25 protein-coding genes are annotated in these 22,100 nt (G+C 60.2%); 18 read left to right on the top strand and 7 right to left on the bottom strand.

Translation table 11 applies throughout. The features are described 5' to 3' along the window. Window positions 1-83: 83 nt before the first annotated feature. The gene (locus KF712_14030; GenBank protein ID MBX3742112.1) at window positions 84-1,139 is read right to left on the bottom strand and encodes a hypothetical protein; all 1,056 of its coding nucleotides are present in this window, start codon (window positions 1,137-1,139) and stop codon (window positions 84-86) included. Window positions 1,140-1,191: 52 nt separating this feature from the next. After that, window positions 1,192-1,419 (bottom strand): hypothetical protein, encoded by a 228-nt coding sequence (locus KF712_14025; protein MBX3742111.1) that lies wholly within the window; start codon window positions 1,417-1,419, stop codon window positions 1,192-1,194. A gap of 125 nt (window positions 1,420-1,544) precedes the next feature. Between KF712_14025 and KF712_14020 the strand changes: the two genes are divergently transcribed. Then, window positions 1,545-2,036 carry a hypothetical protein gene (locus KF712_14020; protein ID MBX3742110.1) on the top strand — a complete coding sequence of 164 codons (492 nt, stop codon included), beginning with the start codon at window positions 1,545-1,547 and terminating at the stop codon, window positions 2,034-2,036. 55 nt (window positions 2,037-2,091) lie between these two features. On the opposite strand, the gene KF712_14015 is transcribed toward KF712_14020, so the two are convergent. Next, on the bottom strand, window positions 2,092-3,729 hold the full coding sequence (locus tag KF712_14015; GenBank protein MBX3742109.1) for a hypothetical protein: 1,638 nt from the start codon (window positions 3,727-3,729) through the stop codon (window positions 2,092-2,094). Window positions 3,730-3,924: 195 nt separating this feature from the next. On the opposite strand from KF712_14015, the gene KF712_14010 reads away from it, so the two are divergent. Together KF712_14010 and KF712_14005 are read left to right on the top strand one after the other, a co-directional pair. Further along, on the top strand, window positions 3,925-5,391 hold the full coding sequence (locus KF712_14010) for a hypothetical protein (GenBank protein MBX3742108.1): 1,467 nt from the start codon (window positions 3,925-3,927) through the stop codon (window positions 5,389-5,391). Next, on the top strand, window positions 5,375-6,736 hold the full coding sequence (locus KF712_14005) for a hypothetical protein (GenBank protein ID MBX3742107.1): 1,362 nt from the start codon (window positions 5,375-5,377) through the stop codon (window positions 6,734-6,736). The genes KF712_14010 and KF712_14005 overlap by 17 nt, the downstream gene beginning before the upstream one ends. A 103-nt stretch (window positions 6,737-6,839) precedes the next feature. Here the strand turns inward: KF712_14005 and KF712_14000 are convergent, their stop codons facing one another. The 4 genes from KF712_14000 to KF712_13985 form a co-directional block, all read right to left on the bottom strand. Next, entirely contained in the window at window positions 6,840-7,712 is an 873-nt protein-coding gene (locus KF712_14000; GenBank protein ID MBX3742106.1) for a ParB N-terminal domain-containing protein, read from the bottom strand. After that, window positions 7,709-8,596 carry a ParB N-terminal domain-containing protein gene (locus tag KF712_13995; GenBank protein ID MBX3742105.1) on the bottom strand — a complete coding sequence of 296 codons (888 nt, stop codon included), beginning with the start codon at window positions 8,594-8,596 and terminating at the stop codon, window positions 7,709-7,711. Before KF712_13995 ends, KF712_14000 begins: the two co-directional genes overlap by 4 nt. Next, on the bottom strand, window positions 8,593-10,086 hold the full coding sequence (locus tag KF712_13990) for a recombinase family protein (protein MBX3742104.1): 1,494 nt from the start codon (window positions 10,084-10,086) through the stop codon (window positions 8,593-8,595). The genes KF712_13995 and KF712_13990 overlap by 4 nt, the downstream gene beginning before the upstream one ends. Window positions 10,087-10,937: 851 nt before the next feature. Beyond that, window positions 10,938-11,192: a helix-turn-helix transcriptional regulator gene (locus tag KF712_13985; protein MBX3742103.1), complete on the bottom strand. Its 255-nt coding sequence runs from the start codon at window positions 11,190-11,192 to the stop codon at window positions 10,938-10,940. Between the two features lie 354 nt (window positions 11,193-11,546). Between KF712_13985 and KF712_13980 the strand changes: the two genes are divergently transcribed. From KF712_13980 to KF712_13910, 15 genes are all read left to right on the top strand, one after another. After that, window positions 11,547-12,494 (top strand): trypsin-like peptidase domain-containing protein, encoded by a 948-nt coding sequence (locus KF712_13980; GenBank protein ID MBX3742102.1) that lies wholly within the window; start codon window positions 11,547-11,549, stop codon window positions 12,492-12,494. A gap of 143 nt (window positions 12,495-12,637) precedes the next feature. Next, on the top strand, window positions 12,638-12,817 hold the full coding sequence (locus KF712_13975) for a hypothetical protein (GenBank protein ID MBX3742101.1): 180 nt from the start codon (window positions 12,638-12,640) through the stop codon (window positions 12,815-12,817). 159 nt (window positions 12,818-12,976) lie between these two features. Further along, window positions 12,977-13,531 (top strand): hypothetical protein, encoded by a 555-nt coding sequence (locus tag KF712_13970; protein ID MBX3742100.1) that lies wholly within the window; start codon window positions 12,977-12,979, stop codon window positions 13,529-13,531. Then, window positions 13,528-14,376 carry a PD-(D/E)XK nuclease family protein gene (locus KF712_13965; GenBank protein ID MBX3742099.1) on the top strand — a complete coding sequence of 283 codons (849 nt, stop codon included), beginning with the start codon at window positions 13,528-13,530 and terminating at the stop codon, window positions 14,374-14,376. Before KF712_13970 ends, KF712_13965 begins: the two co-directional genes overlap by 4 nt. Then, window positions 14,373-14,729, top strand: coding sequence for a hypothetical protein (locus KF712_13960; GenBank protein ID MBX3742098.1), 357 nt, complete (start codon window positions 14,373-14,375; stop codon window positions 14,727-14,729). The genes KF712_13965 and KF712_13960 overlap by 4 nt, the downstream gene beginning before the upstream one ends. Then, window positions 14,698-14,847: a hypothetical protein gene (locus KF712_13955; GenBank protein ID MBX3742097.1), complete on the top strand. Its 150-nt coding sequence runs from the start codon at window positions 14,698-14,700 to the stop codon at window positions 14,845-14,847. The genes KF712_13960 and KF712_13955 overlap by 32 nt, the downstream gene beginning before the upstream one ends. A 102-nt stretch (window positions 14,848-14,949) precedes the next feature. Next, window positions 14,950-15,960: a hypothetical protein gene (locus KF712_13950; GenBank protein ID MBX3742096.1), complete on the top strand. Its 1,011-nt coding sequence runs from the start codon at window positions 14,950-14,952 to the stop codon at window positions 15,958-15,960. A 174-nt stretch (window positions 15,961-16,134) separates the two neighbouring features. After that, window positions 16,135-16,518 (top strand): DUF1257 domain-containing protein, encoded by a 384-nt coding sequence (locus tag KF712_13945; protein ID MBX3742095.1) that lies wholly within the window; start codon window positions 16,135-16,137, stop codon window positions 16,516-16,518. Next, window positions 16,515-16,727, top strand: a complete 213-nt coding sequence (locus KF712_13940; GenBank protein ID MBX3742094.1) for a DUF2997 domain-containing protein — start codon at window positions 16,515-16,517, stop codon at window positions 16,725-16,727. Before KF712_13945 ends, KF712_13940 begins: the two co-directional genes overlap by 4 nt. Next, a complete protein-coding gene (locus tag KF712_13935) occupies window positions 16,724-16,954 on the top strand; it encodes a hypothetical protein (GenBank protein ID MBX3742093.1) in 231 nt (76 codons plus the stop codon). Before KF712_13940 ends, KF712_13935 begins: the two co-directional genes overlap by 4 nt. An 86-nt stretch (window positions 16,955-17,040) precedes the next feature. Further along, window positions 17,041-18,561, top strand: coding sequence for an AAA family ATPase (locus tag KF712_13930; protein MBX3742092.1), 1,521 nt, complete (start codon window positions 17,041-17,043; stop codon window positions 18,559-18,561). 121 nt (window positions 18,562-18,682) lie between these two features. Continuing rightward, window positions 18,683-19,762, top strand: coding sequence for a WGR domain-containing protein (locus KF712_13925; GenBank protein ID MBX3742091.1), 1,080 nt, complete (start codon window positions 18,683-18,685; stop codon window positions 19,760-19,762). A 116-nt stretch (window positions 19,763-19,878) separates the two neighbouring features. Beyond that, the gene (locus KF712_13920; GenBank protein ID MBX3742090.1) at window positions 19,879-20,034 is read left to right on the top strand and encodes a hypothetical protein; all 156 of its coding nucleotides are present in this window, start codon (window positions 19,879-19,881) and stop codon (window positions 20,032-20,034) included. A 209-nt stretch (window positions 20,035-20,243) separates the two neighbouring features. Continuing rightward, window positions 20,244-20,660 carry a hypothetical protein gene (locus KF712_13915; GenBank protein ID MBX3742089.1) on the top strand — a complete coding sequence of 139 codons (417 nt, stop codon included), beginning with the start codon at window positions 20,244-20,246 and terminating at the stop codon, window positions 20,658-20,660. Window positions 20,661-20,798: 138 nt separating this feature from the next. Beyond that, window positions 20,799-22,100, top strand: coding sequence for a TolC family protein (locus KF712_13910; GenBank protein MBX3742088.1), 1,302 nt, complete (start codon window positions 20,799-20,801; stop codon window positions 22,098-22,100).

Raw genomic sequence — 22,100 nt, 5'->3', positions numbered from 1 at the left:
TGGCGACCGCCGTGATGAAGTTGCTGACGTTGCAGAGCGGGTCTTCGGAGCCCGCGGCACGATCGGCGTGCCGGTATTGATTTCTAAATTCCCCCGAAATTGGGGCGAGAGGTTTGCGGCTTGCCGGCGGAGTGGCGTCGGAGCCCCTCGCTGATGGCTTCTTGGGTTCTGCGGTCGTGGTCAGCGTCGTTGCACAGCGCGATATAGTGGGCCTTCCAGCTTCTGATGATGGCCTGGATGTGCTTGTTGTGGGTCGCCCCGGCGATCTTGTCGCTGAGGTTCCGGTAGGCCTGCCGCTTCGGGCGGATGATCGGCCGTGGGTCTGCTGCCATCCATTCGAATTCAAGTCCGAGGATGATCACCTTGGCTCCGGGACCCACACGGGTGGTCCGGCGCTTATCAGGGTTGAGCGTCATACCATGGGCGTTGAGCGCTGCCTGCACTTCCTTCCTCATCTCCCGGACATAATCGCCGGTGCCGACGAATGCGAAATCGTCGGAGAAGTTGATGAGGGTAGCGTGTCCTTCGAACCGTTTGCGGGTAGGTGCGAGGATGTGGTCGAGGACCAGGTTGACGAGGGCGCAGATGGCCGGGTGTCCCTGGGGGCCTCCTTGTGGCCGCATACCGTTCGGGATGACCGTCTCCCGGTAGCGTTGTTGCAGCAGGATCACTTGTCCGGCTGTCCACGGTGGCAGCATGTGGAGGATCAATGCGATCGGTGCATGATCGAAGCAGAATTTCACGTCCTCCTGGGCGATGACGACCTGGTGGTCGTATCCTGTGGTGATCACCGAGAGGATCTGACGGATCTCTGTCTGGATGCCCCGTCTCGGTCGGTAGGCATGTGTGTGGTCGCAGAGGTGGCTCTCCGTGATCGGAAGGAGGATGCCGAGGTACCAGTAGAGTGACTGGACGTAGTCGCGGTCGTCAGGGGAGTAGGTGATGCGGACCTTGGTTCCTTTCGGGATTCTGACGATGCGGAGGATGCCCGGGCGATGACTCGGATCAAAGGCCTGGACGGTGACGTCGCGGTTACCGTTCCGGACGTGCTCAGTGACCTGTTTGCGGAGGTCGGGGTGCTGGAGGATTGTTTGCTCCAGCTGTTCGATACGGCTGCGGTCAGGGTTGCGGGATCGCATTTCCGCGATCAGCAGCATCTGCAAGTATGGCAGCGAAGGATACATGACCAGGTCAGGCGATCTGTTGCTGGCTTTCGTAGGCGAGGATGTCGGACTCGCGGTAACGGATCATGCGGGGGCCGATGCGGATCGGCTTCGGGTAGCCGTTGCTCTGGTCCTTCTCGCGGCGCTTGATCGTGAGGATGGACACTTTCCAACGATTGGAGAGGTCCTGACGGGTAAGCATGACCGTTGGCGTCGGCGCGTTCTGGTCGTTGGGTGAGGAGGACGAAGAGCTCATGGCTGGACGGAATAGAATCCTCCTGCCGAGTACTCGCAAGTAAAAAAGAATCGCAGAAAGTAACGCTATAAATAAAAAAGAATTGATCTTAAATGCTGATGAATTAGCATGGCTTCGCATTCGCCATGTCGAAACAGGGTAATCCTATCAAACTGCTCAGGAAATTCATCGGCGGCCATCCCGCCCTTCACCAGTTCGGCACCCAGAGGGGCTTCGCGGACCTGATCGAGCGCTCCGAGCCCTATGTCCGGGTGCTTGAGGGAAAGGAGAAGATCCCGGGAAAGGTGGCCCGTCAGATCCGCGACCGCACGGGTACCAGCGTGGAGTGGTTGCTCGATCCTTCCATTTCCCCGGATACTCCTCTTGCGGAACTGGGTGGAACCTTGACCCATCAGACGGTGATCGACCTGGTGAAGCATGAGATTGCGGAGAATCGCAGTCTGGCGGCGCGGCTGCGGGCGGAGGCGGAATCTATCCAGGTTCCGGCATCGTCACCCTACGCGAAGCTCGTGGACGGTTTGTTGGCGGCGTGGCGTGACAAGCTGATCGGTGAACTGGAGGAAGGCGACCGCAAGAATTTCGACGACCTGATGATGAAGTTGGGCGAGAGCAAGTAGGGTGACGTCCAAGTAGCCGGTCTTCCTGACACGGAAGACCGGTCTCTTACGTCTCTCACTCCACCATCAGGCCGTGGATCCGGTCGATCAGTTTTCCGATGTCGTTACCGCGCTCCATGCCCGCAGCGACCTTCCGGAGTTGGTCCAATATTTTGGTGGCGCGTTGTGATGGTTCCGGCTGTTGCCGGTGGCGGTCGATGTCGATGTTCCGGCTGGCGGCGAATTTCCCCACGTCATCGGCAATCATCCTGGCGGTCAGTTCTTCCGGCTTGTGACCGGCCGTGATCTTCTCCCAGCACTCCACCCGGTTCTGGGGAGGCAACTGGAGCAATGGACGGATCTGGCCTTCCGAGAGAGGAAGAGGGCTTCCACCCGCCGACTCGATTTCACCGATGAACCCACCGCACTCCTTGAGACGGTAGGCGTGGGACTTGCCGTAATTCCAGCGGACACGGCAGTAGGCCTCGAAAGTGGGGTGATCTTTCTTCCAAAGCAGGCCATCCTTATAGGTGTGGATTTCATGGAGGGCACGGGCAGCGGCGACGCTGGATTTGATGGCCGCACGGACGATCCGTTCCCGCGCTTTCAGATAGGCTTCGTCCTCTTGGTCCAGCTTGGGTTCCGGGGTGGAGGGCGCGGAATTTTCCGCGTGGCGCCTTGCTGCCGCACCCAGGGGAATTCCGCCGCGTCCGCGTTGTTGGTCCCACCAGTCCGTGCTGGATTTCGTGACGTACTGCAGGAAACGCAATTTGCCCGCAGGAACATGGCGGGCGTGCGCCTCGAAGGTATCGCGTGCGTAGAGTTCCCATGTTTCGGTGTTGCCGGTGCCACCGACTTCCGAGAGCTGGTTGGCAACCTGTGCAAGGCCGGCGCTCCGGAGGCTGTCGATACAGCGGGTCAACGACTGTCCGCGTACATTGAGAACCTCCGCCCACACGTGCTCGCAGCGGTCCGCGCGGATCGCCTCGCACACCTGGCGGGAAAATTCATCGTAGTTTGCCTGCGGAAGGCTGGGACAGATCATGCCATAGGTGCGCAATCCGCGGTCCTGGAGCCAGCGGAGCGCCTCCAGCCGTTTTGACACCAGCGGCGTGCCGGTTTCAATGGCGCGGGCGACCCGGTCGTCGAGCGTGCCGGTGGAGAAACCGAAGATCAGACGCTGGTGGAACTTCTCCGGGATGAGGTTGTCGGCCACGAGCTTGTAAAGCAGGTTGCTCTTGCTGAGTAGGCGGATCTGCCAGGAGGTATGGTTCAGGATGAGGTTGCAGGCTTCGGCGGTTTCCCGGAGTAGCTCCATGTTGGCGGCGGGATCTACCAAGCTGGACATGAATACGACCCGGTTGTCATCCCCGTGGGGATAGATGGGGCGGCCCTTGGCATCAAGCAACTGGCTCCGGAGAAGCTTGATGGCATCCTGGCGGCGGATGGTGACCTTGGAGAAGTCCGCAGGTTTGCAGGGACGTTTCAGGTGCTCCTCGATGAGCTCCTTGTCCAGCTTGTACATGATGGACGACACGTAGCAGAACTCGCAGCTGAAGGCGCAGGCGTCCCCGAGGTTCAGGACCGCGCTGTCACAGAGGAGCTTCTCGCCGAATTCAGGGCTGGGAATTGTCAGGACTGTTTTTGCGGGGCGATGGATGACCGGCTTTCCGTTCATGGTGGTGCGCTGGCCGAGGACGGTGGGAGGAAACATTTCTTGGTTCATGGAAGATCTCCCATCCGGGGTGACGGAGGGGTCGTCAAATCCGGAAAATCGGGACGAACCGGCGTGATCCGCTGTGAACTCATGTGGACTGATAATATTTTGTATGTGGCGAAATATTAGCAGGTTGCGAATGTGTTTGGCTTTACGTTCTCCCCTGCCGGGGCATCTTTTCTCACGACGAAGATGAAGACCTCCATCAACGAACATTCTTCCGGGGCTGAGCCCCCAAAACCCGACGCCCGGGTGCTGACAGGGGTATCTCATTGGGCGGGAACGCTGGGGGTGGATACCGACAACGTGCTGGTCGTGTGCTCGTCGATCCTCGGAGGGCTGGCGGCACCTACGGCGTTGCTGGACCTGCCTTGGGGAAAGGTGAAGGTGCCGAAGCTGGATCTTGTCGTTCCCGAGTCACAGGGTGCCTTGCCCCAGGCCATGGAGTTCCTGCTGAACGGACCGCGGATGGCGAACCGCCAGATCCTGGAGAGGGCGGCGGGAATCAACCCGGGCGAATTGCGGTACGTTCTCCACGCTTCGTTCGCGGGTGATCCGGCCAAAGCCGATACCAACTCCTATCTGGAGATCATGAACATCAGGGAGCTCCGGGCGAACCTGGGATTCGAGCAGGACGATGAACGGCCGCGTTCCTCGGAGGAGGACCTGCGACCGGACCTGAGGCAGCGGCGGATCGAATCGCTCCTCCGTCCTGCCGTGCTGTTGGAATCCCCGGCCTTGGCGGACGTTCCGAAGCTGCTCATCGGCTGCCATCTCTCGCACGCGCTCGGGGTGGGAATGAGCCTGGAATCCACCGGCTCGCCGAAACGAAGGCAGGAGCTTTCCCGCCTGCTGGGCATCCTCAAGGGGACGGAGACGATGCTTCCCAGCCCGAAATACCCTGTCAGCGTCGAGCACAGTCGGCCGTGTGGCCTCCAGGCGATCTTCAGCGCGGACAACGACGTTATCCAGAGCCAGTTCGCGGACCTTACCCGCCTGTTGGAACATTCGGTCCTGCTGTCCAACACGCCGGCTCGTTGCGTCGCGGATGTGAATTCGAGCTACTTCTTCAACCTTTTCTCAAGGGTGGTCGGCAGGGTAATCATCCTTCGCCGCGATGGCATGCCACTCGATGCGGGATTCAAGTCGGACCAGAGCGCATTCCGCTTCCAGGAGGAGAACGTCCGCTACCTTGCCGAATGCGATTCCGCGGGTGTGAAGGTCGGAGCCAGTGTCAGGGGGCTGCCTCTTTCATTGGCCTGGACCTTCCTCTACCTGCGGGCGCACATGCGCGAGTTCGAGCCACCGGATGACGACGAGGTGATCGCAGCCGTCTTCGCCGCAGCTAGGCAGATTCTCCGCAGGCATTGCCTCCGCTGGGTGGAACTGGGCCAGGCGGCGCGGCGCGAGGAGATCCTGCGCCGTGTCCGCTCGATCATCCGCAAGATCGAAGAGAAGCGTATTCTTTCATTCACCGCGCTGGTGCGCTCGTTCGACCAGCAGAAGACCTCGCTCTACCGGCCGCTGGTGGATGTGCTGGTCGGGGCCGAGGTGCTGGGACGCCAACCGGACGGAAAGCTGGTGATCGGAGCGCGGAAATTCGATGAGGTGAGCCCCGACCTCTTTCTCGCATCCCTGGCGGATGGCTCCGATGCGTGACGAACCTTCCTTCGAGACGGATCTACTCATCGCCGGGTGCCTCAACGTCGCCCAGGCGACAGGAGTTCCGGCTCCTTACCTGATCGCCCACGCCCTGCTTCTCGCGACGGCGGTGGTGGGCGGGATGGCCTGCTACAAAACCCATGTGGACCAGGTTCCGCAGTTGATCGGCACACCGGTCACCCTGCTGAGCCGAGACGACCGGTGCCCCTATTGGTTCACTGCGGCGACCGGTGGAGCGCTCGACCTGCAGGAGCGGATCACTTCCCGGGCGGAGATCAAGTTGCCGCTCGGCATCAAGCCCGAGCAGGTGAAGATGGCGAAGCGGTTGGTGAAGGCGCACGCATCGCTCCGGCACATCATGCCTCCTTCTTTGCAGGACGCCATGATCCACGGGCTGCCGTCGATGAAGCCGGCTTCCTTCCAGTTCCTCCATGATGTCCGCAACGGGTCCGTCCGCAAGGAACCCCCGTTGAGCGCCTACGGTCCCCACCTCCTGGCCTATGCGGAAGGAGAGGCGTGTTACCGGGATCTCCTCGGCAAAAGGCTCCGGCCCAACTCGCTTCACCGGCTGGCTTCCAAACCTTCGGCGGAAGCCCGCGTGACCATCCATGGATGGGCCGAATTCGGGCCGGTGACAGATCTTCTGCGGAAGCGGGGCATGGAAGTGATCCCGGGCTTCGGCGTTCTCATGGGCGTGCCGGAATTGTCGCTGGAACCATTTCCGGTGACTGACACATCGAGCCTCTACCTGAGATTCTTCAACCTGGTCCTCCAGTTGCGGATCGATTATCCGAAGGTATTCCTGCCGGAGCCGGAAGTGATCGGGATGCTGGATGCCGAAGTGCGCGCGCAGGCGGAGCGGTTCAGCATCGGGGGTGTGGAGCAGGAGGTGGTCAATCCCCGTCCGATGCTGCCATGGAACATCGCCACCGTCCTGTGGGCGATCGAAAGAAACCGTGGTTCCGAGCCTGAAAAGATCCCCGCCCTGGCGACGAAGGCGTGCAGGATCGCCCGCTTCATCCATGAGCTCCACGTCCATACCTTGAGGAGGATCTTCCCGACACCGGAGAACGGCTCCACCGATGCGAGGGACGCGTCCATCGTGGACAAGCTGTCAGTGGAGCCACTGAAGCTCCGCGAACTCATGAGGAAAATCCACCGCTCCGAAACCGAAAACCTGAAGATCCGGCTCGGATTTCTGGAACAGGACGGGGTCATCGAACGGGAACCGGCGGACGACGGCGGGGAAGCGGGTGAAAAATGGCGGACAAGGGCGTTTCCGGTCGAGGATTTTGCCGATATTGCCGTCAGGTTGTCGGCGAAAGACAAAAAGCCTGTCTAAGTGGAGGATTTCTGAAATCACCGCACTGCATCCTTGATCTTAAGAAAGCGCTTCAGTCCCCAAATGGGGAAAGCTCCCTGTGATACGGGATCAAAAGTGGGATTCAGCAGACGGTTTCGTTGGCGACGATGGCAGTCAGTTCTTCATGGATGCCCGAGTGGCGTGCACTGAGGAACCGATCCACTTTCTCATTTTTCAGCAACCGGAGCACGTAGCGGCGAAGAACCGTCAGGACGAGCATCTTGGAGGAGAAGACCTGCTCGCAGTTTTTGTATTCCTTCTCCAGCGTATCCATTTCGATCTCCATCCGGGCCAATTCCTCTGGCTTGATCTTGCGTTGGACCTTGCCCTTCGATGAGAGTTTGTCTTTCGGCGTGCAGAGCAGAAGGGCTTCCACGTAGACCACTGAGAAATTGTGGGCGCTGAGCATCAGTTCCGCGATCTCGATTTGCCGGGAGGGCACCACCTTGGAAAGCAGCTTGAGCGCGGTGGGGCTCATCTGCTTGTCCTTGAGGATCTCCACCGCATGATCGCAGAGACCGGCGGTGACTTTGAGACGATCCTTGATCTTCTTCACATCCACGTTCAGGGCAGCGGCGATCTTCTCCATAGAAACCCCGTTCTCGACCGCCTTGAGGATCATCCGCCGTTCCTGGATCGGTGCGAGGCGGTTCACTTTCGCATTGTAGGTATAGCTCTCGTCGTCGAGTGAGACGATACAGTTTACTTCTTTCACTCCGAGCTCCCGGCATGCCGCCAGACGGAGGTGGCCGTCGGTGAGGAGGTATCGGTTCGGGATGCCCTTCTGGGGGAAGACCATCAGGGGTTCGATCAGGCGGGATTCACGGATGGTCGAGATGATGTCCAGGTAGCGTTTGAATTTTTTCTCGGGCTCCTTGAGCACTCTGACCGGGAGGATGTGGTCGATCGGGACTGTGATCTGTTCCAGTTCGAAGGCAAAGTGTGGGAGCTTCATCGGGTGCAAGTGGATGAGGGTTGGAAAATCAGGTCGGACAACTCCTTGGGCATGGTGTCGATTTTCTCGGCGCGGAGGAGATTGAGAAAGTCCTCGTCTGTCCGGAGTCGGCGCATTGCTTCGACTATAAAGTCCAGGCGGCTCTCGCAGACGTTCGTCTTCTTGATCAGGTTTTTCTGGCGCTGGCTTTCCTTCGTGAAGGTTTTGATCAGACCTTCCGCACTGGTACATCGGCGTCGAGGGGCGGAACCATTGAGTTCCTTGCCGAAAGAATTCCGCTGGGCGATGACCCGCTTGATCGTCTTGATCGCTGCCTGGTTCAGGTGATTCTTCTCGTAGGCCTCGATGAACGCCTTCTGCTCGTCGGGATCTTCGACTTTGGCGATCTCAACGGCGATTCCCAGAGGGATATGACCCCGGGAGACTTCGTAAATAAGACGTCCTTCGCCAGCTTTCTGAAGGATGAGCAAATGGCCTACCGCAGTGTCCGCGATGTCGAGCTTTTTCCCGATGGCCACGTTCGAATAGCCAAGCTTCTTGAGCCGGATGATCTCATCAACGAGTTCGACCGGGGAAGCGTTTCTCCTGGCCATGTTTTCGATCAGACTCATCAGCATCCCTTCCTCCCGGCTGACCTTCAGCACGATGGCGGGGATTTCCGGATAGCCGAGGGCCTGGAACGCTTCGATGCGCCCTTGTCCGCAGATCAGGTTGTAGCCTGCTTCCTCTTTGCTGGAACCTGATCTCGGAGAAACCTGGATGGGTTTTTTGAGTCCGACCGCCCGGATGTTCTCCACGACCTTGGCGAACTTCTTCTTGTCGCGGCAACGGGGATTGACGATCCGGATGCGGTTGATGGGGATGAGCTGGATTTTCTCTTTCATGGCAGGTCTTCGATTCGGATTCGCTCGGCCATGCGGAAAAAGAAGCCGAGATCATCAAACTGGTAACCGTCGAGTTCGATGCCGTTGGCTTCGCCCATCCGCAACCTTTCCCATGTGAGGTCGAGGGAAGGAAAAAGATAGTAGTCACGTATGGAGCTGTTTCCGGCTTCCATCCGGACGGCGATGGTCAGGTCCGGCCGGAGACCGGTGTCGAACCGCAGTGCCCACCTGGAAGAACCTCTCCGCGTGGTCGTGTGGCGGCTCAACACCACCGAGACAAGAAATTCGTTGTTCACCTGGAGAAGATCGGTTTCGTCATCAATCTCGACCGTAGCCCCGATTTCACGCAACTGGTCCACCACCGAATTCACGACTTCCGGGTGCATCTGGCGGATGCGCTTGTTTTCCTCGATGAAGCTGAAGTCGGTCGCCGGGGTGTAGCCGATCAGAGAATAGGCGCTGACGAGACTGCCGAAACGGTGCCGGAACGCCGAACTGGATGGCGAATCCTCGTGCTCGTCAATGAGGATACCTGACAGGCGGCCATGGAGATCCAGCAGGCCCTTGAGCTTCTCCAGCATTTCTTCGTCGGAGAAGCGGTGGCTCCGTTCCATGATCATGGTTCGTGCCTTTTCGAACAATGTGCTGTCGATGACGGGAACCCACGCTCCTTCGGCGCGGACCCATTCATCGGGAGGATTGGAGATGTGGCGTTTCTTCAGCTTGAACGAGGTGCGGTGATAGACGTTGTTGCCGATATACTTTTCGTTGGTGAGGATCTGATGGACGGTGCCTCTGGTCCAATGCCTGCCGAAGTCGGTGAGGATCCCGCGAGCGTTCAGGATGCCGGCGATCTGACTTTCCGACATGCCGTCCTCGACAAACGCATGGAACATCCAGCGGACCTCCTCCACTTCGTCGTCGGGGCCGGGGACGAGGATCACCCGGTCGGTTTGGATCGACTTTTGTTCGCCCATTCCGAGGACTCCTTTCGGCTTGCCTTTGTGATCGACCAACATGCGCCGTAGCCCGTAGCCGGCGGTTCCTCCTTGTTTGTAGCCCAGGCGGATCAGGTTGCAGGCTCCGCGGAAAACCTTGGCGGAAAGCTCCCTGCTGTATTCTCCTGCCATGGTCCTCTTCATCCCTTTGAGGATGGTCGACATGGGACTACCATCGTTGACGAACTGTTCCGCGCAGTAGTGGACTTCAATGCCTGACTTCCAGCAGATGTATTCGTAGTAGGCGCTTTCGTCGGCATTCTGGAATCTCCCCCAGCGGCTGACATCATAGACCAGAATCCAATCAAAGGATGCGGTTCCCGACTCGACCACCTCGATCATCGTCACCAGTTGGCTGCGTCCCTTGAGACTGAGCCCGCTTTTGCCTTCGTCCGAGAAGATCATCACGATCTGCACACCACGGTCCCGCGCATAGGACTCGATGGCCTCCATCTGGTTGCTGGTGGAGTACTGCTGATGCTCGGTGGACATCCGGACATAAGCCGCTGCAAGGATGGGCTTCTCTGGTGAAGGATTTCGTCCGGGCACGGATCTCATTGCACCTTCTCACATAGGAGGATCCTTTCCCGAGGAAAACAGTACATGTCTGTGGTCACCCACGTCGCCAGATCGGAATTTCGGCTGATGACAGGAGTAACATCCGAGAAGCGTGACTCCGGATTTGGAAAGGATCCTCCCGTTGGCGGTGGAGCAGGAGCCAAGATGCAGTTCGATCCGTCGCCACGAGGCCCGGCATGAGAGGTGGTTCAGGGTGAACGAGAACTCCTCCTGCAAGTGCAGCGTCAGTTGAGGAACCCAGCTTTCGAACCTGCGATGATAGATCCTAAGCAAAGAAAGCCACCGGGCTTCCCGGGCCTCCACACCTTCGCCACGGAAGTAACTGGCGACAAGATCTCCCCTGAGAATGCGGTAGGAAAAGCAGAAGCACGGAAGCAGGCTGGTGGTCAGAAGGCAGTCCCTGCACCGGTATCGACGGATCTTCAGCGAGAGTGGGTCTCCGGTGGCATCACTGGACACATAGCGTACATAGTATCCGTGGAAGCGCAGGCGTCGCTTGCTGCCGCAGTTCGGGCAGCATGGGGGAGGCTGCATCCGGCGTTCGCCCGCAGAGGTGAAATATTCGTCGGGACCTCCGGCGAATGGCGCCAGGATTTGCACGGGCTGCAATATCAGAGATCCGGCGGCATCTTTCAATGCATCGTTTCCAGTCTAAATTTTGCTCGAATCTCAGAACGCGAAGCCGGATTAGCTAGCAGTCCCTCAAATTGTCAGCTAATCCAATCGGAAACGGAAGCATCCATCCGGTTTGCTGACGGACTGCATCAATTCCTGGGCTTGAACGCGCGCCAGTCCTTCTTGGGGAACAGCTCCGGAACCGAGGTCTTCAGCGCCTTGGCGAGCGACAGCAACTCGGTGTCGCATACCCATTTCACCTGGCCTTCGATCCGGGCGATGACGCCGCGACTGACATCCCATCCCTGAAGCTGGCAGACGCTTGCCAGTTTGCTCTGGGACCATCCGAGTTGGTTGCGGATGGCGATGACCTGTGGGCCAACAATGTTTCGCGGGGCTTCCATGCCCCTGTCCATCTAGCGGGAAAATCGCTTGCGTGTGTCCGGAAATCCGGACAAAAGTGCGGAATTCCAAACAAGATTCCTTATGGATCCAAATGGTCATTTCCCCGATAGCCCCCGATCAAAACCCTTGCCGGGCCCCAATCCGCCAACCTCCACCCGGGCCGGAGGATTCTGGAAGGGAGTTGGCTGGCTATGCTGCGCGATCTCCATCTCTTTCATTTTTCCGGAGTCGCCCTTCGGACCGTTGAGGGAGTTGGTGTTGATGCTGATGGACGTGATTTTCTGATCCTTCCCGCTATGGACCCCAGTCAATCAGTTAGCCCCGCCCGGACGGGAGCGATGTCGGATTCCCACATGCGAGGTTGCGCTTGGGCCGGGGCCGGCCTTTGTGTCGGGTTGGCCATCCTCATCTTCGCGTTCGCTTTCTTGCTCAGGAGTTGCAACAGCGTGTCGTCGCCTCCGGAGACCGAGAATACCAGCCATCAAACCCGGTCGTCCGGCAAGCAGGCGGTTGCCTCCGGGGCGAAGGATTCCGGGACGTCCGCCGCAAAAGCGGTCGAGGAAAAAAAACCCGGGCATGCGTTCGGCGAACTTGCGAAGACCTCAATCCCGATGTCCGTCTATTGGAAGGAGGAGGATGTGGTTGTGGATGATGAATTCGCTTCGACCGGGAGCACCTGCGTGATGGGGATCGTGGAGAATGGTTACCTGCTTGTGGCGACGAACCGTCATTGCCTTGCCTTGGATCAGCTTGCGCTGGCGGATGGAGCGAACGACTCCCCGGAGATTCTCGACTACTCGGTTCACCTGCATTTTCCGAGGAACAAGACCGTCAGGGCGACCCATTTCGGCTGGATGGAAGGCGGGGTTGACTTGGCGTATCTGGCTGTCCCAACCACCGGTCTGGAGCCGGGGAGGGACTATGTTGTTCTCATCCCGGAACCGGAGGGTGACTACTTCGCTATCGGTAACGAGGTGGTGGCGGTGGGCGCTCCGCTCGGTCTGGAGGGTACGCACACCTTCGGCCGGATCAGCGCCTTGAGAAATATGCCGGATGAAGATGGTGGACTGATCCAGTTGATCCAGACCGACGCCGCCATCAATCCGGGGAACAGCGGTGGGCCGTTGTTCTGGAAGCGGAACGATCGTTACGTCTGGATGGGCATCAATTCGTCCCGCGTGGAGGAAGGCGGAGGCCAGAACCTGGGATTCGCGATTGCGCGGAAGGAGCTGAAGAAGCGCAAGATGACTTACTACGAAGCGAATGTCGCGGGTGCCCGCAAACTGATCTTCGGGCAGTGAGGGGGCGGATTGACTTTTCTAGCCGCTGACGGCACGCACCGATGAAACATCGCTGTCATACCTGCAAGGGGAAGATCCGGATGCCTTGGGGGCCTCCTCCAAGCGGTGAGATCGCAGGGATCTGTCCGCTGTGCGGAGGATCCATGTACGAAGGGCAAACGGTGGAGTTCCTGATGGAGAGGCACTGGAATCGGCAGGAGCGAGCACGGTTCATGCGTTCCCGGTCGCATCGAGGGTTCCACGCGCAAGGAATGTTCTGGGTGGTGATGCTGGCCTGTGTGGTGGGGTTGGCGGCTCTGGTCGCTTCGGTGTTCTTCCTGTGAAATACCATCCCGTCCTGCGTTAGATGAAACTGATGAAGCGCACGTCGTTGCGCCGGTTTCCCTAGATCCGTCGTGAGGCGGATTTCATGGATTCCGATATTCCCGAAGGCCCGGCCCATCGCCGGGCCTTCGTTGTTTCAACCATCAACCCCAACCAACATGGCCATCAAACTGATTGCGAATTATTCCAAACGCCTCGGCCTGCCCGGTTTCTCGTCCCACCAGTTCAGTGTTTCCGTGGAGACGGAACTGGTGACCACCGACGACGTTCCCGGGGAGTCCGAACGCCTCTACCAGCTCCTCCAGCAGAATGTGGATGAGCAGATCCTCACCACAGGATTCGTTCCGCCCGCCGACTACGGCATGGAGGAATCTCCACCAACGCACGGGCGTTCCCAGGCAAATGACAATCGTCCGGGATCCAAGCCAACCGGTCCGACAACCAACTGGCAGCGCGGACCGGCATGGAAATGCTCCGACAAGCAACGAGAACTCATCACGAAAATTGTCGAGGAACACCAACTCGACAAGACCAGCGTCGAAGCGCTCGCCAATGAACGCTTCGGCAAGGGCGTCCGTCTCCTGAACAAGGTGGAGGCGTCCGGCCTGATCGACGAGTTGCTCGATACCCACGGCGGTGCGAACCGGCAAGGATCGGGCAACCGTCGTGGCGGCTCCGCCTATGGTGGCGGCAACGGAAGGAGGGCAGCATGATCGCCCATGCCTCCGACCGTTTCGAAACCGGACTCGCTCATCATGCGGGAACATTGCCGGAACACATCAGCCCGACCGCCGCGAAGTCGTATCTGGCCTGTTCCCTCCGCTTCTATTTCGAGCGGGTCGCTTGTCTCAAGAAACCCACACCGAAGAACCTGCATTTGGGTAAAGCCGTCCACGCTGCGCTCCAGGCGTTCCATCTGGCGCGCTGGCGGGGAGGGGATGATAGTCCCGAAGCCACCGCCGCAGCCTTTGAGAAGGCTTTCACCGATCTGGAGCGCGACGAAGGTCCGGTGAACTACGACGATGCCATCGAGCGGGAGAAAACCCGCACGGACGGTCTGCGGGTGGTCGCCGCCTACCTCGACAGCCCGGAGGTCCTGACTGGGAAACCTCGGGCGGTAGAGGTGATGCTCAAGGAGGAGATTCCCGGTCTTTCCGTCCCGTTGACCGGCGCGATGGATCTGGTGGAAGGAAACCTTGTCCCAGTGGATTTCAAATCGACGGCAGCGAAACCCGACATGGGTTCGGCGGCTTTCGATCATGAAATCCAGCTCGTCAGCTACCAACTGCTGATGGAGGCCGCGATCGGTGAAACCCCACCGTCACTGGATCTGGTGTTCCTCGTGAAGACTAAGACACCGCAGGTGATCCGGGTGAAGTCGCCGCCCGCCGACATACAGCGGAAGCGGCGTGTCACCGCACTACTCGAAATCGCCGTAGTCGGCATCGTAGAGGATCGCTTCCATCCCCAGCCGGGAATGCACTGCATGTGGTGCCAGTTCCGCCGTGAATGCGCGGCGTGGCTGCCCGCAGGCATGCAGGAGAGGAGGGCGGCATGATCAGCTTGCGCTGCCTGATGTTCCTGTCGCTCTTCTGGTTTTCATCCTGTGAGGAAGAGAAGTCCAGGGAGGAGCAGCGGATCCGTCGGGAGGTCGACCAACGGGTCGAAACCATCCGCACCGAAATGAAGGTGTCGGAGAGCCGCTGGCACACGGTCCGGATTGTGGCCTTCTGCCTGTTGGCGGGAGGATCGCTGGTCTGGCTGTTCAACGGAGGTGGAGAATCTTCCCCGAAGTATGGCCACCCCATGCTGCGTGACGCCAGAAATCCCGATCCCGGCTACCGCCGCCGGGTGATCGACCGCCCATACGAAGACGACGATGAACCCGACGACCATCCGTATCGCCGTTGAAGTGGCGCTTGTGCTTGGCTCAGCCGGACTGCTGCTGGAGCTGATCCAGTCGCATTCGTGGGCAGTGATCCTGATTGCGGTTGCCGCACTTCTGTGGCTCCAGGTCAGGCGTCACTGACCGTCATTCCTCCGGCATCCTGCCGGTTCACCTCCGCCCGCCCGGTTCGATCCCGTGGCGGGTGTTTCCGTCCCCAACCCCAACTAGAAATCAACCACTATCATGAATTCACAGAACCAATCGCTCCTCGACGCCATCTGCCGCCGGGGAGTGCTCGTCTCCACCTCCGTCCGTTACTGGCGCGGGTGCAAGAAGCTCGCGCCCGAAGACCTCGGGCTCGATCCATCCACCGTGAGTGACCGGCTGATCCAGCTCGGCCATAAGCGGCTTATTCCACGCGAGGCGTTGTCCCGCTTCTCTTTGATCGAATCCCGGGCGCATGCATTGGTCGAAGCGGCAAGCTTTCCGTTCCTGGGAGGCATCGCCCGCTTCGTCCCCAACCCACGCCTCGCCGAGGTGGTGGAGAAACTGGCCAAGCTGCGTGAGGAATTCCGTGACGAGACGCTCGCTTTCGTCGCGGACTACACCCCGTTGCGGGACCGAGCCCTCGCCGAGTGGCGGGCAGCGTCGCTTCAGCTCCAAGGATCGGATCGGCTGCTCCACACCATCGAGCAGTCGTTTCCACCGGCCGGATCCATCGCCAACCGCTTCGTCTTCGAGACGAGAATGTTCCAGGTAGCTGCTCCCGACAGCATCCGTCTGGAGGTGGTCGAGGGCGTTGAACAGATGGAAATCGCGGAGGACCGCCGGCGCATCGCCGATGAAGCCTCCCGCAAGCTCCGTGGTGATCTTGACGCCTTCATCCGTGAAAGCGTCACCGCCCTCCGTCAGGAAACCGCCAAGCTCGCCTCTGACGTCCTCGCCACCATCGAGGGATCGGAGAACGGCGTCCACCAACGCACCTTGAACCGGCTGTCCTCGTTCATCGACGACTTCCGTTCGCTCAACTTCGCGGGCGACCGCGAATTGGAAGGAACCTTGGAGAAGTTCCGCCGCGACCTGCTCACGCGGAGCGCGGAGGACTACCGCAGCAGCGGCGGCGCGATGCGGGATCTGACGGCGGGCATCAACCGCCTGCGTGAATCCGCCGTCCGCTTGGCCAAAGGCGATGCGGACGATGTCCTCAGCCGTTTCGGGCAGATGGGCATACGCCGCTTCGCCGAGGCGGGCTGATCCACACCTGTCCCCAATACCCCCAGCGGGCGGTCCGATTCGTCGGGCCGCCCGTTCCCATTTCCACACCCCGCACGTCATCACCATCACCCCGACCGCCAACGTCCACTCATCAGCCTGATTTTCCCAACCAACATCACCACTACTACCCAACCCATACCCAGAACCACCATCATGTCCCACTTCACCACCATCAAAACCGAAGTCCGCGATCTGGAGGCCCTCAACGACGCTTGCGTCGAGATGGACCTCAAGCTCGTTCCCGATACCACCTGCCGCGGCTATGCCGGTGCCGTCCGCAGGGCCGACCATGTCATCCAGCTCAAAGGGCCGTATGACATCGCCGTCGATCCTGCGGAGGGCGGCCGCTATGGCTTCTCCGCCGACTGGTGGGCAGGCCATGTGGAAAAGGAAGTCGGAGCGGGCTACGGCCGGCTCCTCCAATCCTACGGCGTCCACAAGACGCTGCGGGAGGCCCGCATGCGCGGCCTGCGCACCTTACGGCAAGTGACGGAGGATGGCACTATCCTGCTCACGTTGGAAGGAGGTTCCCTGTGAGCCGCCGCATCCTGGTCACGGTCTCGCCCACCGGCGGGATCACGGTCGAAGCGGAGGGCTTTCAGGGCAAGGGCTGCACCGACGCCACCAAGGCGATCGAGGAGGCCCTTGGTTCCCGGACCGCCCGTACCCTGAAACCCGAGTTCGTCCGGCAGTTGGCCACCCAGCCGCTCCGCCAGCAACTCGGCAACGGAGGTGGGGAACCATGAGTTCCTTCATCCTCCGTTTCAATCCCACGGGCAAGGTCGCCTGCCTCTATACGGAGGCCATCGATCTGCGCTTGCTGGGTACCCTCGAGATCAAACGCCTCACCGACATTCGCTTCCACGACGAAATCCAGCAATGGGAAGTCGTGATGGCGGGAACCGGTGAGATCGTCCATCGCGATCCTTCCCGCGAGGCCTGCCTTGCCTGGGAACGCGAAACCCTCGGCTGATCTACACCGATCAGTCGTCCCCATCAGCCCCCAGTCCCCATTTGGAGACTGGGGCTTTCTCATTTCATCCAACTGGACAAATCATCATGCAACAACAACTCATTCCCTATCTGCGGGCCGGTTACGCCGGACTCGCTGTCATCACCGCCGAGGAGGCACGGGCGGAGGCGGAGATCGCCGCCACCTGCGCCAAGCTCGGACGGAACCTCTCCGCCTGGTCCTCGTCCGAGGGTCTGGTGGATACGACCGAACGCCGGGCCCAACCCTGCGCCGATCCACTGGAGGCCCTCCAGCTGATCGGACCGAAGTTCGCTGCCGAGTCTCCGCGTCATGTCATCGTGATGCGGGACCTCCAGCTCCATTTGGAACAGACCGATCCGATGCTGGTCCGCCGGCTGAAGGATCTGCTTCGTCTCGCCAAGGCCAACGGCCACGCCCTCATCCTGCTGGGCTGCCGCCTGCGGCTTCCTGCCGAACTGGACCACGAGATCACCCGCATCGACTTCGCCCTGCCCGGACCGCCCGAACTCGGTTCCGTCCTCAACGGCATCGTCGAGTCCGCGAAGCTCACCAGCCCTGAGGAAGACGAGCGCGAGGACATCCTTCACGCGGCACTCGGCCTGACCACGATTGAAGCGGAAAATGTCTTCGCCCTTTCCGTGGTCGAAAGCGGCAAGCTGGATCCCGGGGTCATTTCCCGGGAAAAAGCGCGCACGCTCAAGCGCAACGGACTCGTGGAGGTCATCGAAACCAAGCCCTCGCTTGATGCCGTCGGCGGACTGGACAATCTGAAGTACTGGCTCGAAACGCGGAAACTCGCGTTCAGCGCCGAGGCGAAGGAGTTCGGTCTGCCCGCTCCCAAGGGGCTGCTCATCGTCGGAATCCCCGGCACAGGCAAGAGCCTGACGGCGAAGGCAACAGCCACGGCATTCGGCATCCCGCTGATCCGCCTCGACATGGGCAAGGTCTTCGGCGGGATCATCGGCCAGAGCGAGGCGAACCTTCGTTCCGTCATCCAGACCGCAGAGGCCATCGCTCCGTGTGTTCTCTGGATCGACGAGATCGAGAAGGGATTCTCCGGCACCAAGAGCAGCGGCAGCACCGACGGCGGAACGACCGCCCGGGTGTTCGGCAGCTTCCTGTCCTGGATGCAGGAGAAGGAAAAACCGGTGTTCGTCGTCGCGACGGCGAATGATGTGACAAAACTCCCTCCGGAGTTCGTCCGCAAGGGCCGCTTCGACGAGATGTTCTTCGTGGACATCCCGACGGCGATCGAGCGCTCCATGATCTGGAGGATCGTCGTGGAGAAGTACTGGCGCAAGCCGACCGACTTCGACTCGGTTGAACTCGCCCGGGTGACCGAGCAGTTCACCGGTGCCGAGATCGAGGCGATTTTCGTCGAGGCGATGTTCACGGCCTTCTCCGAGAACCGCACGCCCAAGCTGCGCGACGTTTCACGCGCCGCGCTCGATACCCGTCCGATCATCCACCAGATGGACACCGAGATTGCCCGTCTCCGTGACTGGGCGAGAGGGCGGGCACGGGAAGCCGGAGGCGACGATCCAGCACCGAGGAAGCGTTCCCGCCGTCGCTTCGAGGAGAACTGATTTCGGCGAGGTGCCGCATGAGGCAAGCCCGGCCGCCCGACGCTCCATCCAAGCGCGGCCGGGGCAACACATGGCCGCCACGTTCCCCCACCGGGAACGTGGCGGCCTTTCCTTTTCCCCCATGAACAGACGAACCACATTGTACTACAAGGAAGGCTCATCCGATAAGGTGTATGAAGTCTTCATCGAACCGAAGGACGACGGATGCATCGTCCGCTATGCCTATGGCCGACGGGGCGCCCCCCTTCAATCGGGGATCAAAACTCCGAAACCTGTTTCCGCGGAGGAGGCCGGAAAGATCTTCGACAGCCTGGTGAAGCAGAAGCTCTCCAAGGGCTACCGGGTCGGCGAGTCGTGCGCTCCTCCCCCAGTGTCCAGTCACTGGGAAGGAGAACACAGTGGCATCCACTGCCAACTCCTCAATCCCATTGAAGATTCCGAAGCCGACCGATACCTGAAGGACGACCGTTGGTGCGCCCAAGAGAAATTCGATGGCCGTCGAATGCTGATCCGGAAAACCGGAGACACCGTGGTTGGGATCAACCGGCGGGGGTTCTTCACCCCGGTCCCAGCGAGGATCGCGGCAGCAGCGCTGGAAATCCCGTTCGACTTTCTGATCGACGGCGAAGCCATCGGCGACAGGTTGCATGCCTTCGATCTGATGGAGTTCCGCGGGCGGGATCTGAAAGGTGTGCCCTACATCGACAGGCTGACCTGCATGGTCCGCTGGATTGACACCAGCGGCGGGATACTTGTCGTACCCACTGCATTCAGCCGCGAGGAGAAGATCGCGCTTCATCATCGTCTGCGGAAGAGGGACGCGGAAGGAATCGTCTTCAAGGACATCCGCGCGGGCTACGGTGAAGGGCGACCTAACAGTGGTGGCAGCCAGCTCAAATTGAAGTTCCACGCGACCGCATCGTTCATTGTCGGTGCGGTCCATCCGAAGAAGCGGAGCGTGGGTCTCGGGCTGATCGACGGGAGCGGAAGCGTGGTCGCGGCGGGCAACGTGACCATTCCGCCGAATCACGCGATCCCCCAAACCGGAGCGATCGTGGAGATCCGTTACCTGTATGCGTTCCCGGAGAGCGGATCAGTCTATCAGCCAGTCTATCTGGGCCGGAGGGACGACATCGAATTGGGCGAATGCGTCACGGCGCAGCTCAAACACAAGCCCTCCGCTGCGGACGAAGCGGCGTGAAGGCAAGGCCCGGAGGCTCTTCATGCAGAGTCTTCCAGGCTGAACGCGTGTCCCGGCAGCTCCCCGGCAAATCTTGATCGGAGATTTCCGATCCAAACCACAAGAAACAACAAACCATGAAGAAGACCGCCATTATCATCGCACTCACCACCCTAGTCGCCGTCGGCATCGCCGCGGCATTCTCCGTCAAATGCTCGTTCTGCAACGGCACCGGATGGAGAGGTCAGTTCCGCTGCAATTATTGCGGCGGGGATGGCGACATAGGGAAGTGATGCTCCTGTGCTCTGCCGGACACCTTGATGGTGGCCGGCAGGGCGAAGGGTTTCTTTTTTGCTGCGGGTTGCGGCCGCTTCCACTTTTTTTGCTACCATTTATTTTTTGGCGCTCTGGCCTCGGGGGCCTCATCAGGCGGCAATCCCCGATCCAAATCTGCGGCACGAATGGCGATGGAATATTTCCTTGACCCTGTCCTCCTACTCACGTGACCCTTTTGAAGGTGAGACAATTTCTGGCAACGCTGTTGCTGATCTGCTTCGGAGCTTTGCTCCCGACGGCAGCGTCTCCCATGCGGGTTTGTTTTCTGGACCACGAAGTTCTGGAGCCCGGTTTTGCCACCTATGGTGAAACCTCCACACATAAGCTGAAGTGCTGTCCGGACTGCGGTTCGCCACAGAACGGCGACTCCTGCTGCATGGACGTGAAAAAGCTCCCCGACGCGCCGGAAGCGGTTGCGCCGGTGGGATTGCCTCCGGTGGTGTTTTCTGAAACAGAATTCGAAGTCACCGTGCCACCGTGCCCGGTGGTGATCTTGGAAGAAGCGTTCATCCGCTCGGCCCCGATCCGGGGGCCTGACTCACCGGGCACGCGACGGGCGTTGCTCGGGATCTGGAACATTTGATGCGGCGTCGTTGACCCCGCCGAGCGGCCATCCATTTGCGGATGGCTCTTTTCGTGCCCATGCGCCGCGGGTGCGGTGTGCCCGGTCAATGACCGGAAGGGCATGCGATTTCCTGTTCCGATTCCAACCACCCATTTCATGGCATCCATTCTTTCATTCCGGCTCAAGCAGCCGCTTTCCCTCTTTTTCCCCCTTTGGAGTTTGTCGGTAGCCTTGGCCACCGCCGAACCGCAGCCCGTACCCCTCAGCATCGACGGACTGGTTAGCCAGGCGCTCGCCCGCAACCCTGAGATCCGCTATTACAAGGCGGAGATCGCGGTGGCCAAGGCCAATCGTTCCACCGCCGGCAAGCTTTCCAACCCTGAACTCAGCCTCGATTTCGGCCACAAGCGGGTCGGTGGCGGAGACGCTAGGGCCGAGGGGATTGCCTATTCGGTGACCCTGGCCCAGCCGATCGAATGGCCGGGCAGGCTGGGGCTGCGCAAGGCCATCGCCGACCGTGACATTGCCTTGGCCGATCTCGGTCTTGAGCGTTTCAGCGCCTTTCTGGCGGCACGGGTGAAAGTCCTCGGCTATGCCCTCGCCACCCAGCAGGAAAATGCCGCGGCGGCGGCTGAGGTCGCCGACCGCTTCACCGGGGTCAAAGAGGTGATCGTCCAGCGCGAACCGGGCGGCGTTGCGCCGCTGCTGGAAGCCAAGATCATCGAAGCGGCGGAAGTCGTCATTCAACGGCGGGCAGGTGAAGCCGCCGTGGAAATGCAGAAAGCGCTTCTCGAACTCAACCAGCTTATGGGACGCCGGGCGGACGAACCCCTGCAAGTACGGCGCACGGAGTTTCCCGCACCGAAGGCGGCGGAGCTGGTTTCATTGCTCAACCGCGCGGCGGCGAGCAACTTCGACTTGAGGGTCCGGCGCGCCGAACTGGAACAGCAGGGACTCAAGGTTTCGCTGGCCAAAAACGAGCGTTATCCGACTTTCACTGTGGGACCGAACCTCTCCCAGGAACGAGCGGGCGACCGGGAAACCGTCGTCGGGCTGTCGCTGTCCATGCCTCTTCCAGTCTGGGATAACGGGAAGGCCGCGGTCAACGCGAGCCAGGCTCGGCGGATGCAAGCTGAAGCTTCGCTGCAAGCGACCATGCGTGAAGTGGAGCGCCAGATCACCGAAGCCTGGCTTCTGCTCGGCACTCAGCAGAAGCGTCTCGATGGCTGGAAACCGGATTCCCTCCAATCCTTCGCAGAAGCTGCTCGACTCGCCGACCGACACTATCGTCTCGGGGCGGTTCCGCTGAGCACCTATCTTGAAATGCAGGACAAATATCTCGAAGCCACGGAGGCGATCAACGCCACCCGGCTGGAGGTACTCCGTGCCTCGCTCGACCTCGAACAACTCGTCGGCGCTTCCGCGCCCCAAACCACTAAAACGACCAAAACCAAATGA

The organism is Akkermansiaceae bacterium, from assembly GCA_019634595.1.
In the GTDB taxonomy this organism is placed as follows: domain Bacteria; phylum Verrucomicrobiota; class Verrucomicrobiia; order Verrucomicrobiales; family Akkermansiaceae; genus Luteolibacter.
Note: the sequence above shows the minus strand (reverse complement) of the source record. Positions and strands in the feature narration are given on the sequence as shown.

Excerpts from the sequence above, each read along its gene's own strand:
- KF712_14030 (MBX3742112.1), bottom strand. The coding sequence starts at position 1,139 with ATGCGATCCCGCAACCCTGACCGCAGCCGTATCGAACAGCTGGAGCAA.
- KF712_13930 (MBX3742092.1), top strand. The coding sequence starts at position 17,041 with ATGCAACAACAACTCATTCCCTATCTGCGGGCCGGTTACGCCGGACTC.
- KF712_14015 (MBX3742109.1), bottom strand. The coding sequence starts at position 3,729 with ATGTTTCCTCCCACCGTCCTCGGCCAGCGCACCACCATGAACGGAAAG.
- KF712_14025 (MBX3742111.1), bottom strand. The coding sequence starts at position 1,419 with ATGAGCTCTTCGTCCTCCTCACCCAACGACCAGAACGCGCCGACGCCA.
- KF712_13970 (MBX3742100.1), top strand. The coding sequence starts at position 12,977 with ATGGCCATCAAACTGATTGCGAATTATTCCAAACGCCTCGGCCTGCCC.
- KF712_13920 (MBX3742090.1), top strand. The coding sequence starts at position 19,879 with ATGAAGAAGACCGCCATTATCATCGCACTCACCACCCTAGTCGCCGTC.
- KF712_14020 (MBX3742110.1), top strand. The coding sequence starts at position 1,545 with ATGTCGAAACAGGGTAATCCTATCAAACTGCTCAGGAAATTCATCGGC.
- KF712_14000 (MBX3742106.1), bottom strand. The coding sequence starts at position 7,712 with ATGAAGCTCCCACACTTTGCCTTCGAACTGGAACAGATCACAGTCCCG.
- KF712_13935 (MBX3742093.1), top strand. The coding sequence starts at position 16,724 with ATGAGTTCCTTCATCCTCCGTTTCAATCCCACGGGCAAGGTCGCCTGC.
- KF712_13950 (MBX3742096.1), top strand. The coding sequence starts at position 14,950 with ATGAATTCACAGAACCAATCGCTCCTCGACGCCATCTGCCGCCGGGGA.
- KF712_13990 (MBX3742104.1), bottom strand. The coding sequence starts at position 10,086 with ATGTCCACCGAGCATCAGCAGTACTCCACCAGCAACCAGATGGAGGCC.
- KF712_13985 (MBX3742103.1), bottom strand. The coding sequence starts at position 11,192 with ATGGAAGCCCCGCGAAACATTGTTGGCCCACAGGTCATCGCCATCCGC.
- KF712_13925 (MBX3742091.1), top strand. The coding sequence starts at position 18,683 with ATGAACAGACGAACCACATTGTACTACAAGGAAGGCTCATCCGATAAG.
- KF712_13945 (MBX3742095.1), top strand. The coding sequence starts at position 16,135 with ATGTCCCACTTCACCACCATCAAAACCGAAGTCCGCGATCTGGAGGCC.
- KF712_13965 (MBX3742099.1), top strand. The coding sequence starts at position 13,528 with ATGATCGCCCATGCCTCCGACCGTTTCGAAACCGGACTCGCTCATCAT.
- KF712_13955 (MBX3742097.1), top strand. The coding sequence starts at position 14,698 with ATGAACCCGACGACCATCCGTATCGCCGTTGAAGTGGCGCTTGTGCTT.
- KF712_13960 (MBX3742098.1), top strand. The coding sequence starts at position 14,373 with ATGATCAGCTTGCGCTGCCTGATGTTCCTGTCGCTCTTCTGGTTTTCA.
- KF712_13975 (MBX3742101.1), top strand. The coding sequence starts at position 12,638 with ATGTACGAAGGGCAAACGGTGGAGTTCCTGATGGAGAGGCACTGGAAT.
- KF712_13995 (MBX3742105.1), bottom strand. The coding sequence starts at position 8,596 with ATGAAAGAGAAAATCCAGCTCATCCCCATCAACCGCATCCGGATCGTC.
- KF712_13980 (MBX3742102.1), top strand. The coding sequence starts at position 11,547 with ATGCGAGGTTGCGCTTGGGCCGGGGCCGGCCTTTGTGTCGGGTTGGCC.
- KF712_14010 (MBX3742108.1), top strand. The coding sequence starts at position 3,925 with ATGAAGACCTCCATCAACGAACATTCTTCCGGGGCTGAGCCCCCAAAA.
- KF712_13910 (MBX3742088.1), top strand. The coding sequence starts at position 20,799 with ATGGCATCCATTCTTTCATTCCGGCTCAAGCAGCCGCTTTCCCTCTTT.
- KF712_14005 (MBX3742107.1), top strand. The coding sequence starts at position 5,375 with ATGGCTCCGATGCGTGACGAACCTTCCTTCGAGACGGATCTACTCATC.